Annotated in this window: 8 protein-coding genes; 1 reads left to right on the plus strand and 7 read right to left on the minus strand. The window is 39.7% G+C overall.

Annotated elements, in window-relative coordinates:
• Positions 1 to 28 precede the first annotated feature (28 nt).
• Entirely contained in the window at positions 29 to 607 is a 579-nt protein-coding gene (gene rbr / locus BSCG_RS19535; RefSeq protein ID WP_004312048.1) for a rubrerythrin, read from the plus strand.
• 130 nt (positions 608 to 737) lie between these two features.
• Here the strand turns inward: rbr and BSCG_RS19530 are convergent, their stop codons facing one another.
• The 7 genes from BSCG_RS19530 to BSCG_RS19500 form a co-directional block, all read right to left on the minus strand.
• A complete protein-coding gene (locus tag BSCG_RS19530) occupies positions 738 to 4,691 on the minus strand; it encodes a hybrid sensor histidine kinase/response regulator transcription factor (protein ID WP_008775380.1) in 3,954 nt (1,317 codons plus the stop codon).
• A 118-nt stretch (positions 4,692 to 4,809) separates the two neighbouring features.
• A complete protein-coding gene (locus BSCG_RS19525) occupies positions 4,810 to 6,513 on the minus strand; it encodes a hypothetical protein (protein WP_008775381.1) in 1,704 nt (567 codons plus the stop codon).
• 59 nt (positions 6,514 to 6,572) lie between these two features.
• A complete protein-coding gene (locus tag BSCG_RS19520; RefSeq protein ID WP_008775382.1) occupies positions 6,573 to 8,126 on the minus strand; it encodes a RagB/SusD family nutrient uptake outer membrane protein in 1,554 nt (517 codons plus the stop codon).
• A 24-nt stretch (positions 8,127 to 8,150) separates the two neighbouring features.
• Positions 8,151 to 11,219 (minus strand): SusC/RagA family TonB-linked outer membrane protein, encoded by a 3,069-nt coding sequence (locus BSCG_RS19515; protein WP_004324170.1) that lies wholly within the window; start codon positions 11,217 to 11,219, stop codon positions 8,151 to 8,153.
• Positions 11,220 to 11,236: 17 nt separating this feature from the next.
• Positions 11,237 to 12,970, minus strand: coding sequence for a hypothetical protein (locus BSCG_RS19510; protein WP_032849395.1), 1,734 nt, complete (start codon positions 12,968 to 12,970; stop codon positions 11,237 to 11,239).
• Entirely contained in the window at positions 12,954 to 14,216 is a 1,263-nt protein-coding gene (locus tag BSCG_RS19505; protein ID WP_004298829.1) for an MFS transporter, read from the minus strand. Before BSCG_RS19505 ends, BSCG_RS19510 begins: the two co-directional genes overlap by 17 nt.
• Complete coding sequence (locus BSCG_RS19500) at positions 14,216 to 15,274, minus strand: glycoside hydrolase family 130 protein (RefSeq protein WP_008775385.1); 1,059 nt, start codon at positions 15,272 to 15,274, stop codon at positions 14,216 to 14,218. The genes BSCG_RS19505 and BSCG_RS19500 overlap by 1 nt, the downstream gene beginning before the upstream one ends.
• Positions 15,275 to 15,463: the final 189 nt, after the last annotated feature.

Consider the following 15,463-nt stretch of genomic DNA (forward strand, 5'->3'; position numbering starts at 1 on the left):
TCAACCAATTTTAAAATAGATTAGAATTATGGCTAAGAGTATTAAAGGAACTCAAACAGAGAAAAATCTGTTGACTTCATTCGCAGGAGAATCACAGGCAAGAATGCGTTACACTTATTTCGCAAGTGTGGCTAAAAAAGAAGGCTACGAACAAATTGCAGCTATTTTCACTGAAACTGCCGATCAGGAAAAAGAACATGCAAAACGTATGTTTAAGTTCCTCGAAGGCGGTATGGTAGAAATCACTGCCAGCTATCCGGCCGGTGTAATTGGTAATACACTTGAAAATCTTCGCGCTGCCGCAGCGGGTGAACATGAAGAATGGTCACTGGATTATCCTCACTTTGCTGATGTGGCAGAACAGGAAGGTTTCCCGATGATTGCTGCTATGTACCGCAATATCTCCATCGCAGAAAAAGGTCACGAAGAAAGATATCTTGCCTTCCTGAACAATATCGAAAATATGACTGTATTCGCTAAAGAAGGCGAAGTGGTATGGCAATGCCGTAACTGCGGTTACATTGAAATCGGTAAGGAAGCTCCCGAAGTTTGTCCGGCATGTCTGCATCCACAGGCTTATTTCGAGGTGAAGAAGGAAAACTATTAATCTACGGATGGATAGATAAATCTCGGATGATTTAGATAAAGAAAATGCCGCTTGCAGTAATCTACAAGCGGCATTTTTTGGTAACGAGAAATACAAATTGCTATCTGAATGACAGATTGGCAGGATTTATCTATTGATTCCGGTAATCCTTGGGAGATACACCGTATTGCTTTAAAAACTCCCGATAGAAATAAGATTTATTAGAGAATCCACATTTGAACATAATCTCGGATACGGTCAACTTGGTTGTCCTTAATAACTTGGCTGCATATTCCAGTCTGATGCCTCGTACAAATTCACTCGGAGTCTTATCTATTATTTCTTTGAACTTCCGATACAAGGTAGCTTTGCTCACTCCTACAAATTCGGCAATAGAAGAAGGGCTTAATAACTCATCATCTATATTATTCTTTATGAAGTCTGTTACATTCTGTATTAATTCTTCGTCTTCCGGATGAAGAACAATCCCGTCTTTCACTTTCACAGAAGACATGCTGGAATTGAAATAGTCCTTTAAAAGCATTTGTCTCGACAGCAGATTCTCTATGGTGGATATAACCTGCCTCGGGTGAAATGGTTTGACGATATAAGCATCCGCACCATGGTTAAAGGCATTAATCTGGTCTTCTACAGAAGCCTTTGCCGATATTCCTATGATCGGAATATAACTTGTTTTCAACTCGGATTTCAATTTATTAATCAAGCTCAAGCCGTCCATATTGGGCATGACAATATCACTTATAATAATATCAGGATGATTATGTTCTATCTCTTTCAAAGCCTCCACGCCGTCTTTTGCTTCGTGTATCACATAATCAAAGAGGACATCTTTCAGCAGGTCTCTGATATTCTTTTCATCTTCCACTATCAGTATGACAGTATCTTTGCGAGGGGATAAGTGATCCTGCCCGTTCTTTTCTTTCTGCAACGAATCTTTTTCATCCGTTACAACAAGTGAATGATCGGATGGCAAAGAAGGAATCACGACTGAAAATTCAACACTTTTTCCCAGTTCACTATTTACACTTATCTGCCCGCCTAATAATTCAACCAGACTCTTTGTTAGATTTAAACCTATGCCATTGCTGACAGAGTTACCCAATTTAGGAGTATCAAATATCTTATACTTATCAAATATCTCTGCCATCTGTTGTTCTGTTAATCCCTTACCGGAATTTCTTACGAGCAAGTATAAGGTTTTATCAGGCTCATTTTGTGATATCTCAACATGAATATATCCATAACGAGGAGTATATTTGAACGCATTCGACAGTAAATTGAATATAATTTTTTCCAAAGCATTGCGGTCGGAATAGATCTCTGACGTATCATGGGTCTCTACCTTGAAGTCTATTTTATTCTCTTTCAGGATATCCACATAATTGTTGGAAGCATATTCCATCAATGATTTTACGTCCACATTTTCAGGATGCAAATCCATATTGCTCGATTTGGTTTTACGAAACTCCATCAACTCACTAATCAGCTTCTGCATCCTTTCGGCATTATTCTTTATTATTTGGAGATATTTCTTTGTACTACCATCTAACCCGTCCTGTTCCAACAAGTGCTGTGCAGGTGTATAAATCAAAGTTAGGGGGGTAAAGAATTCATGTGCCACATTGGTGAAGAAATTGAGCCGGGATTCATAAATCTTCTGTTCATGCCGTTTCTCTACCTGGGCTATAAGAACCTGGCGGCTTAACCGTATGCGATTTTTGATAACAGACTTTGTGATGTAGAAGATAATAATGCACAATATGGCATAGATAATCAATGCAGGAACACTAAGCCACCACGGATAACCTACTTTTATAGTTAAGCGATAAATGTTATCTCCCCATACTTTGTCGCCATTCGTGCTCTTCACTTCAAGCTGGTACTCACCAGGAGGAAGTTGGGTAAAGATAATATTCGGATTATTACCCATTTCCACCCAATCATCCGAATGGTTCTTCAAGCGATAAGCATATTCACAGTTTTCATTATTAATAAAGTCTTTGGCTATGAAATTGAAAGTCATGAATCTTTCTTCATAGCTAAGTTTCAACACTCCTTTTCTGATACGTTCATTAATGTCCTGTACCGTATTATATATCTTCAAACTACTTAATATAAGTGGAGGATTAAACTCGCGCAAATGTATATTTCGAGGATTGAAATAACTAAACCCGCTTACTCCTCCAAAGTACAAGAAATCACGATGATCCTTGAAGAAAGCTCCATCAGAGAATTCATCATTCTGCAATCCGTCATTCAAAGTATAATTATCTATTTTATTGTTTTTTACATTCAAGCTAGACAATCCCTGGTTGGTACTGATCCATATCTTTCCTTCGTGGTCTTTTAATATTCCATGAATCGTTTTATTATTCAATTTCTCGTCGGCATATTGTATCAGGTGAAAATCATTCTCCTCCTTTTTCAATTCGTTCAGTCCATAACTTGTTCCTATCCATATACCGGTATCATCACGCAGTAAGCACAATACATCATTATTGGTGAGTAAAATCCGACTGTCCATATCCTCCAATGATTTTATGCTGTTATCTTTCATATTGATACAGTTCAAGCCTCCGCCACGTGTACCAAACCATAACATATTGTCTTCCGGATCGGATGTAATGGCATAAACAACATCGTTATTCAATGAGATATTTTTATCCGACGAATTATATTGCCTGAATCCTTTAACGTGATAACGACCTTGCTCTCTGGAAATATTTATTTTGATTAAACCATATCCTGATGTTCCCACCCATAAAAGAGAATCATTGTTCGTAAAATAAATGTTGTACACAGCCTTGAAAGGCGGATATTTATCAGGTATCTCAAGCTTTTCCAGTCGCCCCGTAGCAGCATTCAATATATTGATTCCGGTTCCTTCCGTTCCGATAAAAATGTCATTCGCTTTATTTCTTCTCAAGGCATAGACAGAATTGGAAATCAATCCTTTACTCTCATTCAGATAATCTGTCAATTCCTTCGTAGCAGGATTCAACAGTTTTATTCCGCTTCCTTTTGTGCCTATCAGAATATTACCATCTTCATCTTCACAAAAACATCTCACAGGGTGACTGGTGTGAACGGTTTCAAATAAAGAGTCGTAATGATAAAGTTGAATTAATCCTTGTCCGTCCGTTCCTATCCACAATATGTTCTGACTACCGGAATAAAGAGTGAAGACTGATAACTGACTGGATAGTTCGTTCAGGTAGGTAAAAGTATTCTTTTTTAAATCATAATGAATACATCCCCCTTCTATAAAGCTGACGTACATCTTGTTCTCTGCTAAAATAACCTGCGATACAGGTTTGCTACTATCCAGCTCAATGCATTGGGAAACTGTAAAGTCGGGATTTAAAAGGAAAAGTTTGTTATCTTTGTTTAAGATAAATCTGCCTTTCGACAGAAATATCTTATCTACAGGAGTCTGTATGTCGACTGTGCGTAAATCACTCTGTTTTCCTCCGTTAATGAGTAGATTGTAGGTCAGATACACAGTATTTCCATTATTTAAAAGGAAAAGCATACGATCGGAATCATTCACGGAATAGTCCTTTATATGACTTGCAAAGTCTGTGTTAATCGGATTAAACTCATCTTCAGAATCATTGTAGACAAAGAACCCCAGCCCCTTTATGAGGCAGATAATATCTCCTGCCGCACTCTTTCCTAAAATAAAAGACTTTTCCTGATTGGGTACTTTATTATCTGTTCTTAAATAATACCTTGTTATCTGACGGGTTCGTTTATCTAACCGATTGATTCCATTATCTGTTGCTATCCATAAACTGCCCTTACATTCGATAATCTGGCGGATAACGTTATTACTTATAGAATTCGGATTGTTTTTGCTATATCTGAATGTCGTAATTTCTCTTCCATTATATGCATTCAGTCCATCCCATGTCCCAATCCAGATCGTATGTTCTGCATCTTCCAAAATACAGTTTACTGAATTATTCGTCAGCCCGTTAACATTTGATATGTGTTTTGCCACATTAAAAGCATAAGACTTTGTGGAAGTGACAAATGCAATAATCAGAATAAAAAATAATTGTGCGTATAAGATGTTTCTCATGTAAATGAATGTTATTTATACGGTTAGGATAACAGCAAATATAAGGAATTTATTTTATTCCGCGCATATTTTCATCGGTAACGGAGGATTTATACAATTGTGGAATAGTCAATCCGAATTACAAACGATAATCTACGATTTCACCGTCAACAATCAATTTACCATGTTTCTTTGTCTTTTTAGCGGAAGCAGGAATACAAACAATAGTTACGGCATTGTCCGGGTTCAGGATAATGCTTGTTTCGCCGGTACAATTCTTCTTTATGTATTTTTTGGATACCAGATCGTACAAGTCCGTAGGTTCCGTAAAGTGTTGATTCAAGGTTACCTCTTTGGCTTCAAAATAAGGATTGAATAAAAGGTAAGTAGGATATTTTCTTGTGGAATAAAAGTCTGTGGCATTACAATCCAGTTGAAGAATACATTCCACATTAGTAGTATCTACAATAGAGGCTAGCATACCCACCCAGGCCGAGCCATACAAGCAAATATCTGTAGCTGAAGACATGGTTTTTACTTGATCCCCAATAGCATAGGGACCCTCATCGGACAATAATCCCTGGAACGGTTCAAAGTGATTGCCATGATACAAGTCCTTCCTCAATCCTTCATAGCAAATGACGTGTTGAGGATCACCTTCCCAGATAGAACTCGACTGACGGTTGCGGGGGTGCTCGTCTGCATAAAATAAACGGCAGGCGTTTGCCAAGTTCAACATCCACTTGCCTATTGTGGAAGCATAAGCCGGGTTGTATTTTACAATTGGGACAAGTGCGGCAGCTTGTGAAAAGGTGTTCATGGCAAAAGCATATTGTTCATCCTTTTTTTGTCCTACCAATCCGTGTACGTCGTATTTGTTCCAACGCTCACACATCACTCCCCATCCGTCACGGTCTGAATTATCACCGTCGAAGCACCAGTTCAACATTTTCAGCTCATCATAGGCAGTTCCAAGTTCCGCATTCATGCGCACTGCCAGATAAGCCCCATAGGGCATCATTATCTCATAGAAAGTTCCTTCTTTTTCGGGACGGTTCTGCAAGAATGTCATGCATTGGCGTGTAGCATTCAGATACTTTTTATCTCCGTATTTAATCCAGGAGATGTATTGCAACCAAGCAAGTCCTGCGGCTGCATCCGGTTCACGCCATACTTTATTATAGTACCCTTTACGGTTCTTAAAGTTGAAGGCGGTGAAGTTGAAGTCCGGATATTCTCTACCTTCACTCAAGTCCTGGATAGCAGCATACCAATTGTCGATAGTGATCTTCATCGGCTCCTGCATCTCTGTTTTTTGAGGATATAAATCTACCAGCATCGAATAAGCCATTGCCGGCCATATCTCATACCAGAAACTTTCTCCGGCTTTCCTGTCGAGTCCGTTCAATATAAGATTGGTTCCGTTCTTCTTGTTGAAGAATTGTCGTATCATTGATACATAATCTTTTCCGTCGTCATTGCTTTTGTCTACTCCTATCAGACTTGCACTAATGAGTGAGCCCATAGTGGGAAGAGATTCATAAGAATTTCCTCCTAACCGTCTTTTATCTACGTAGCTTGGAAGTCCGAAAGTGCGGAATGGAAAGTTTACTTGCGAATCGTCCCACCAGATAAGAGGCAGGTTCTGTCCTTTGGCGTTGAAATCGTAAAATAGTCTGTCCTGTTTCGTGGCTATATCTTTCCAGTTTTTCATTTTATAGGGGAAAGGTATATTGGGCATATACTGTACTAAGCGGATCTCTTTTTGTTCTATCGGCTTTTGTGCCGGCAGGTTGTTGAGAAAGAAAAAACCTGCTACGAGAAATAATAATGTCTTTTTCATGGTCAGTTGGTTGTTAAAAAAGGGCGGATTTTATAATCCGCCCCCTCATTTTATTCATATTAAAAACCCGGATTTTGGGAAAGAATATTGTTGCTCTTATCCCTTTCACCTTGCGGTATCGGAAACAGATAATCTCTGTCGTCCCTAAAATTGGCACCTTTCGATGTATTATATTTGGTTGCATAAGCACGCATAACGGTTCCGAAACGTTTTTGTCTCATCAGGTCATCCCGTCTCCATCCTTCCATTGCCAATTCACAACGACGTTCCTTCCAGATGATTTCTTTCAGACGCTCCTGATCGGTTTCTGTTATGTCGGGCAGTGTATTAGTTGTTGTAGCAGGAATATACGCCTGTTGATCTCTTCTCGGATCGACCGGATTAGTTTTGCGGGCTCTTTCTCTTACATCATTCAGGTAAGGAAGTGCAAGCCCTGGTTTTCCATTTTCGTTTAATACTTCGGCATACATCAAGAGAACATCGGAATAACGGATCAAACGAATGTTGTAACTAATCATCCAGACGTCGAAACCAGTTTTTTCTACTGCTGGCACAGTCATCTTGTAATCATGATAACCGCTTGGAGATTCAGCATTGTCCTGCGCTTCAGTATCACCTTTATATCTGTCACCAGTTTGTGTGAATACATAAGTAATACGCGGGTCATCTGCATCAAAGGCATCATAGAGGTCTTGGGTCGGTACATGAAATCCATATCCCTGATAACCGGAGATGCGTCTGCTTGTGAAAAAGTGAGGGACATTGGTACCTGTGGCTATGTTTTTGTCATATACTTTGTTGGCAATCTCAAATACTGATTCCGAACTGTTTTCATATTCAGTGCGCCAGTTCATGCCGTAATCACTCAACAATGTATAGTCTTTGTCTACTTCAATAATATCATGAAGTACCGTTTCGGCAGAGGCAAAATCACCTTTGAACATGTATGTTTTAGCAAGCATTGTTTTAGCAAAGCCACGTGTTGCACGATAAGCATCATCTTCAGAGTAATCTCCTTTTGCAGGAAGTGCGGAGGCATCGGTTAAATCATTCACAATACATTCGTATACCTTCTCCAATGGGGAGCGGGGTATTTGCAGTATTTCAGCGGGTTGCATCGGCGTAGTGATTAAAGGCACTTCTCCGAATGTAGTGACCAGGCAATAATACCCGAATGCTCTCAATGCTTTTGCCTCGTTTGCATAACGTTTCAATAGTTCTTCGTTTCCTATTGCATCAGGAGCATAATAAATCACATCGTTACAGCGATTGATTAATCTGTACAGAATCTCCCAACGACGTCCTACTTCACCATTGGTTGTGTAGATCGTAAAGTCGGACAAGTCGCGTACTTCGGCACGGTCACCGTCATTTCCTCCTCCTTTTAGAGCATCATCCGTACTGCAATCACCTACAAAATAATGATTTAATGCATATTCATTCCAAGTTGTACGTAATTGAAGATAAGCTCCAGTCAAGGCTTGTTCAATATCGCTTTCCTTCTGATAATAATTATCGCTTGTGGTTTTACCATAACTTGGTTCGTCGAGAGAGCAGCTATACAACCCCACTCCGGCAAGAGCCCAGCATATTATAAATAATATTTTTCTCATAATGTAATGTCTTTTTAGCTAGATTTAAAATTGCAAATTAACTCCAAAAGTGAATGTACGTGAAGACGGATAACGTGTAGTATCCACTCCCATATCCAATGGGTTATTGATACCCAGTTCCGGATCAAGTCCGGAATAACCGGTTAAAGTAAATATATTCTGACCGCTCACATAGAATCTACAACTTGAAAACAGTTTGCTCTTCTGGCAAATGTGACTCGGCAATGTATAACCTATTTGCATATTCTGTAAACGCAGGTAAGAACCATTCTCCACATAGAAAGAAGAACCTCTCATATTGTTGTTAGAGTCAGAGTTGGTTATGCGTGGATATACAGCATCCAAATCCCCGTCTTTTGTCCATGCTTTTGTATAAGCATCCGCCAACGCATTCTGGCGTCCTGCTGAAGCAAGGCTTCCTTTAGCAACGTTCCAGATGTCATTTCCAATAGTTCCCTGGAATGCCATGCTTACATCAAAGTTCTTATAACTAAATCCTAAGTTGAAACCATAAATGAGGTCCGGATTAGGATCACCGATAAAAGTACGGTCATCATCATCGTTCAATTCGCCTGATTCTCCTAATTTGGCAAACTTGAAATCACCCGGTTGTGCATTAGGTTGAATCTTGGTACCATTCTTATCCACATAATTGTCTATCTCTTCCTGATTCTGGAATATTCCTATTTGTTTGTATCCCCAGAAACGTCCGATAGGACCTCCTACATACGTACGGCTAGTATTTCCACTCAAATATTCCGATGTAAGTTTGGTTACTTCTGTCTTATAAGTAGACATGTTCAGCCCTACATTGTAATTAAAGTCTTTTCCTATCTGGTTACGGTAGTTGACTACTATTTCGAAACCGGTATTCTTCAAGTCTCCTGCATTGAAGAAGGGGCTGTTAGGGAAGGCGCCAAAAGAAGGAATAGGCATATTGAGCAACATGTCACTTGTTTTCTTTACATAAAAGTCCATACTTACATCAAGGCTGTTTTTAAAGAAAGACATATCTAAACCGACATTGGTTTGCTGGCTGGTTTCCCATTTAATATCTGCATTTCCCACATAAGTCGGGACGTAACCTTGTGAGTACCCGTTTCCAAAGTACCACTGATTCTCATTATTGGTGCCAATCAACGTAAGAGGCGCGTCTCTATCAATTCGTTGGTTACCATTCTGTCCCCAGCCTACACGCAGTTTTAAATTGGAAATTGTATTTTCAATGTTCAGGTTCTTGAAGAATTCTTCATTGCTCACTCTCCAACCTAATGAAACTGATGGGAAATAGCCCCAACGGTTACGTTTGGCAAATCTTGAAGAACCGTCGGCACGGAAATTGACTGTAGCAAGGTATCTGTCATCATATACATAGTTGATACGTCCCAGGTACGACAACATAGAAGATGTTTCTTTACCTCCCGAGGTGTTATCTCCAGCTGTTTGTGCATCAAGTATCTGATAGATTTCATCGTTACCTAAAGCCTTTCTCTTAAATGCATTAATGCCTTCGCTACTGTTCTTCTCATAAGTCATGGCAACCATTGCATCCAGTTTATGCCTGCCTATTGTCGTGTTGTAATTAAGGCGTTGTTCCACCTGATAATTAGAAGTAACAGCGCTATTATTATTCAATTGAGTTTCTTTATTATATTTACTTTCCTGATTCGCTAAGTTATCTTCCGAAAAAGTAGACGAATAGACAGGACGGAAGTCTTTGAAAGTATCATGGTATCTTTCGAAACTATACTGTACCCGATAGCTCAATCCTTTATACAATTTGATTTGGGCAAACACATTACCAAATACATTGAATATGTCATTGTATCTATTAGGAAGTTCGAGCATGGCTACCGGATTAGGGTCGTAAGACCATTCGGTAGGCGCATATTTGTTATATTCGTAATTTTCAGAAGACGGATCTACCAACGGGCTGATAACAGGGGTAAAAGGATCAGCTTTTTGAATGAAATCGAATGAAGGAATTGCTCCTGCGTCACGTTTTCTTATCTTTGCCAGATTGACATTGGCGCCAACAGTGATAAATTTGTTAATATCATATTCAAGATTCGCTTTAAGTGAAAGTCTCTTGAATTCAGTAGTGATGATTGCACCCTGATCGTCTACATATCCTAAACTTAAAGAAGATCTCGAATTATCTGTCCCCTTACGGATGCTTAGATTATAGTTCTGGTTGAAAGCTGTACGGGTTACTTCATTCCACCAGTTGGTATTATAACCTTTCTGATACTGATTGGTAAACTTATCTTTCATTGAGTTTTGAAAGCTTGCATCGTTTTCATACGCTTTCATGATGAAGTTGTAGTATTGGTCGCTGTTCATCATGTTCAATGCTTTATAACTGTTTTTTACACCTACATAAGCATCCAATGTTACAGTCGTTTCACCTTTCACCCCTCCCTTGGTAGTAATGAGGATTACTCCATTAGAACCTCTCGAACCATAGATAGCGCAGGCTGAGGCATCTTTTAATACTTCCATACGTTCAATATCAGATGGATTCAGGCTGCTGATGTTATCCATGAACTGTCCATCAACTACGTACAATGGATTGTTGTCATTGACGGTCCCTAAACCTCTCACGCGGATCACTGCATCCGATCCCGGCTGGCCGGAACTGGCGGCAACAAATACGCCGGCTGCCTTACCTGTAAGTAGTTCGGATGCGTTGGACACTGCATAGTTCTTAATATCCTTACTACTTATAGAAGCCAAAGCACCGGTAAGGTCACTCTTTCTTTGAGTACCGTAACCAATCACTACAACCTCATCCAATTTATTATCGGACACTAGATTTACATTGTACGTTCCGCTATTTGTTACGTTTACAATTTCAGTTTTAAAACCTACATACGAGAATGAAACTTTATTTGACGATACTTTTAATGTATATCTACCGTCAAAATCAGTGATAGTACCATTGGTCGTTCCTACTTCAAGAACAGAAACTCCAATTAAAGCCTCTCCGGTATTACTGTCGTATACCACACCCGAAATACTCTTGGTTTGCTGTGCAAAGACATTTGTGCAAACAGCAAGAATAAGAATGAATAATAATAAATGCTTACTCATAGTTTATACACTTAGATTTAATTATATGAAATGATATTTTGTTTATTCGCAATAATCTTACCATCTTTCAGTTCTAATTCTGTTCCGGCGGGAAGTTCCACAATTACTCTTGCGTCGTTGGCCGGGATCTCAACGGAGCCATTTGTCTTTATATTTTTTGCTATATATTCTTTGGCAACAATATCAAACAAATCGCATGGTTGGGTAGCTTGATAAGTAATGGTTTTGGTCTCTTTATGAGGGTTATAATAGAGATAGACCGGATAAGGTTTCTCTGTATAGAAGTCTGTGACATTGCAATCCAGTCGGAGAATACCCTCCACATTCGTTTGACAAACAATGGCCCCAAAAATACCAACAGGAGAAGAACTGTAAACGCTGAACATGCTCTCCGTCGGATTACCTTTTATCCATTTGGGACCATCGCCGATTGCAACCGGACTAACCCCTTTTAATGATGCTTTTCCATAGTCATCCGTTTTTCGTAAACCTTCATAAGAAACATTATCATAAGTAATGTCCTTCAATTCCGGAGCCCATTGATGTGTTTCATCTATTTCCCCCGGATAGAACAAACGACATGCACTTGCATTGTTCAACATCCACTTGGCGATAGCTTTTGCATATTGAGGCTGATATTTCACCATCGGAATGAAAGGCCAGGCAGGTTTGATACTGTTCATGAGGAATGCATATCCTCCGCCGTCTGTGATACTTCCTTGCAGACCACTTACATCATAATCACCCCATTTTCCTACAATAATCCCCCAACCGGTTCTTCCTGCAGGGCTTTTACATCCGTCAAATACCCAATCAAGAAGTTTGGCTACATCATAGTTGGCTCCCTCTACTGCATTCAAATAGGCTGCCGTATAAACTCCGAGTGGTAAAAGAGCCTCGTAAAAACGGCTTTCTTTCTGGGCAAGCAGGGCTTCGATAGCACTCTTACTATGTTGCAGATAACGTGGATCGCCAAACTTATGATAAGCACACAACAATACATAAGCATGACCACCGGCGGCGTCTTGTTGCAATGGAATATTATTCACCATTCCTTTCATTTGTGCATAGTCAAAATAAGAATAGTCGTAATTTCCATTTAATACGGAATCTGCTTTAACAAACTGCTCCGCAATACTTTTTTGTATCTTCTCTGCCCCGTCTACATTGGGGAAAACATCGCAAATAGCATAATATAAGGCATTGGGTAATACATCATACCACCAGTCACGACCATAGCCTCCTCCTAAAAGGGCTACTGACGGAGTCGTATTGTTCATGACTATATTCCAGCCGTTATCAGAATTGAAATAATTCTGCACCATTTTTACATAGTTATATCCGTCTTGATTCGTCTTGTCAATCCCTACAAGGCCGGCACCAAGAATAGCAGCCAATGAGTTCAGACTTTCATGGAACTCTCCGTTATTGGCATTCTTTCCCTGACGAATATCTTTAATGGCAGTATATAAGCCAAATGTAGTCTGGTCCATATTTCTGCGGGCGTCATCTAACCAGATTAATGGTCCGACTTCACTTTTATTATTCCAGTCAAAGATAAACTGGTCATACTTTTGGGCTTTTTGCTTCCAGTCCAGCATTTTATAAGTTTCAGGCATATCAGGCATAGAGTCTACCCTATGGATGGAAACCTGCTTTACCTTTTCACCAAAGTTATTTCCGTTGCCCGAGCAAGATGCCAGGAGACAAACGGTTATAAGTACAAAAACACCTTTACTTGTCATTTTCATGTTCAATAGTATCAGTTTGATTAGTAATATTCTTAGCTAAAGGATATGCCGCTAATTGTAATCCGGCAACAATCACCAGCGCATATTTCAATGCAAAATCCTGCGATACACAATAAGCAAGGAAGATAAACAGTAGTAAACCGAAAGCTCTTCCAAGGAAAAGGCCGAACTCATGACTTAGGATATATGCATATTCGTTTCTATTCTCAATCTTTGCAACTGCATCAATTGTTCTCATCATAATGGGGAAGTAAGCCAGGTCGAACAAAGGCTGGAATATCACTTTGCAAAGGACGAAAAGGATCACTCCCGTAGCAGAGAAGAGAATACCGTTGAATAGTGTACCGACAAAGAATACGATTAGTCCTCCTACAAATATTTTCAAACGGTCTTGCGGGCGGGCCATACGTCCTAATACATACACCAGGACAGCGGTCAATGCTCCGCTAACTCCCTGAATCAATCCTAACGCTCCTTCATCTCCTACCAGCTTCAATACTAATATAGCCGGTGCCGTTACTAAAAAACCTTGAACCATTCCTTTCAATCCGGCTAGCCACAGCATCTTTTTCCAAAGTATGTTGAAGCGGAAATAGAGGAAGTTCGTTTCTTTGGGGTTCTCGAATTTACCTTTCCACAGTGTCATGCAGGCGATAACGGTAATGACTACTGCTGCCATCGTAACTACACAGTAAGAGGTATTGATATTGAAGAGGAATCCGAAAACTTCTTTTCCATCTATCTGGCTGATAAATGCGCCTATAATTAAAGGAACACCGATGGAGGTAATAGAAAAGAAGAAAGACTCTAGTCCGAAGAAATAGTTACGGCTGTTGTCGTTGGTATTATAGAGAGCCAGCAGGTATCGGTTGGTCCAGAAGAAACCAGAAGCTGCTCCCATTAAAAAGCCGGCCAGACCAAGTTCGACGAAGCCAAGTGACTTGATAGTCATCATACCGAACATGGAAATGCCACTTACCAAGATTCCTACCGAATAAAGCGTTTTCACACTGTATTTCTTTAGCAGATAACCGTTAACAAGAGAGGTAGTAATGATGCCTATATACATTGCCAGCTGATAAAAAGCAACCATCACCGGATCGCTTGTGTTCCTCATGATATAGGCTCCCACAAAGATTTCTACTATCGGTAGTACCAATGCATAAAGCATATTGGTAACCAACAGTGTTCTCATGTTAGGTTCCTGTTGTTTAAAGAACAGATATTCTTTTTTCAGTTTATTCATTACTTCTCTTGTGTCTGTTTTAATACGTTTAATATCTCTGAAATGGAAAGCTCTGCCTTACAAATCACTTCATCGCTTGCTCCATAATACATGGTTATCGTATCACCGTCCACTAAATGCCCATTAGTGAAAACTACATTCCCAAAGAAACCTGTTTGCTCATAAGCTGCGATAGGTTCCATGATAGGTTCTTCACTTCTTGCAATCACTTTCGACGGGTCATTTAAATCGAGTAATAAAGCCCCCAAGCAATAACGGTGATTAAAATCGGCTCCATGATAAATCTCCAGCCAGCCTTCTTCTGTCTTTATTGGAGCTGCCCCTGCCCCTACACGTGCGCAATCCCACATTCCGTCACGAGTGGTTGCCACACATTTGTGATTTCCCCAATGCAAGCGGTCGGGCGATTCTGCCAACCATATATAATTGTCGCCAAGTTCGGGACTGCTTGGGCGATGAAGAGCGAAATACTTGTCACCTATCTTCTGTTCGAACAATGCACAATCTTTATTATGCGGTGGGAATATCATTCCATGCTGTGTATAGTTTTTCCAATCATTGGTGTGAATCAGTCCAACTCCTACAGCTACCGATGATACTTCTGTGAAAGTAAGGTAAAAACCATCTTCGGTTGTTGCAACACGGCAATCCTCAATACCGAATGCTTCCAGCTCTCCTTTTCCGAAAATGGGTGGAAATTCCGGTTCATCTTTGAAGTGAATACCGTCGGTACTTGAAACCAATCGTAAGTAAGACATCGTAGTCAGATAATTCTTTCCTTTGTAACCGATAACGCGTGGGTCTGAAGCATCTAAATCGGGATCATTCTTTAAAAACGAAACCACTTCTATTTTTCCTTTTTCATTATATATAGGAAAACTGATAATTCCTTCTTTCTGTATAGGTCTCTCTGCGACGCGCAAAAGTAACCAAATTTTGCCTTGATATTTGAAAACTCCGGGATTTAACAAACATGTAATTTCCATTCCGTTGATTCCCGCTTTTAAATCTTTTGGAGCCAGTAGGGGGTTCTGCTCACATCTTTTAGCTATATCCATAATATTTCGATTAGTGATTATTTCTGTGAACAAAAGTATGAGATGAGAGACAGGAAAGCGTTTACTATATTCTCAAAGAGGTGTACACATGCTCAAGAACATGTTTTTAAGAGGATGATATTGGGGAATGATTTTAGAAGAGGCAGAGGTATTCGTATTTATATGCTGCTGTTATTTAAATGCTTGATT

It is taken from the genome of Bacteroides sp. 2_2_4, from assembly GCF_000157055.1.
Classification (GTDB): Bacteria; Bacteroidota; Bacteroidia; order Bacteroidales; family Bacteroidaceae; genus Bacteroides; species Bacteroides ovatus.

What these genes read in the sequence shown, in the direction of transcription:
- rbr (WP_004312048.1), top strand. Translation starts at nt 29, where the DNA reads ATGGCTAAGAGTATTAAAGGAACTCAAACAGAGAAAAATCTGTTGACT.
- BSCG_RS19530 (WP_008775380.1), bottom strand. Translation starts at nt 4,691, where the DNA reads ATGAGAAACATCTTATACGCACAATTATTTTTTATTCTGATTATTGCA.
- BSCG_RS19525 (WP_008775381.1), bottom strand. Translation starts at nt 6,513, where the DNA reads ATGAAAAAGACATTATTATTTCTCGTAGCAGGTTTTTTCTTTCTCAAC.
- BSCG_RS19520 (WP_008775382.1), bottom strand. Translation starts at nt 8,126, where the DNA reads ATGAGAAAAATATTATTTATAATATGCTGGGCTCTTGCCGGAGTGGGG.
- BSCG_RS19515 (WP_004324170.1), bottom strand. Translation starts at nt 11,219, where the DNA reads ATGAGTAAGCATTTATTATTATTCATTCTTATTCTTGCTGTTTGCACA.
- BSCG_RS19510 (WP_032849395.1), bottom strand. Translation starts at nt 12,970, where the DNA reads ATGAAAATGACAAGTAAAGGTGTTTTTGTACTTATAACCGTTTGTCTC.
- BSCG_RS19505 (WP_004298829.1), bottom strand. Translation starts at nt 14,216, where the DNA reads ATGAATAAACTGAAAAAAGAATATCTGTTCTTTAAACAACAGGAACCT.
- BSCG_RS19500 (WP_008775385.1), bottom strand. Translation starts at nt 15,274, where the DNA reads ATGGATATAGCTAAAAGATGTGAGCAGAACCCCCTACTGGCTCCAAAA.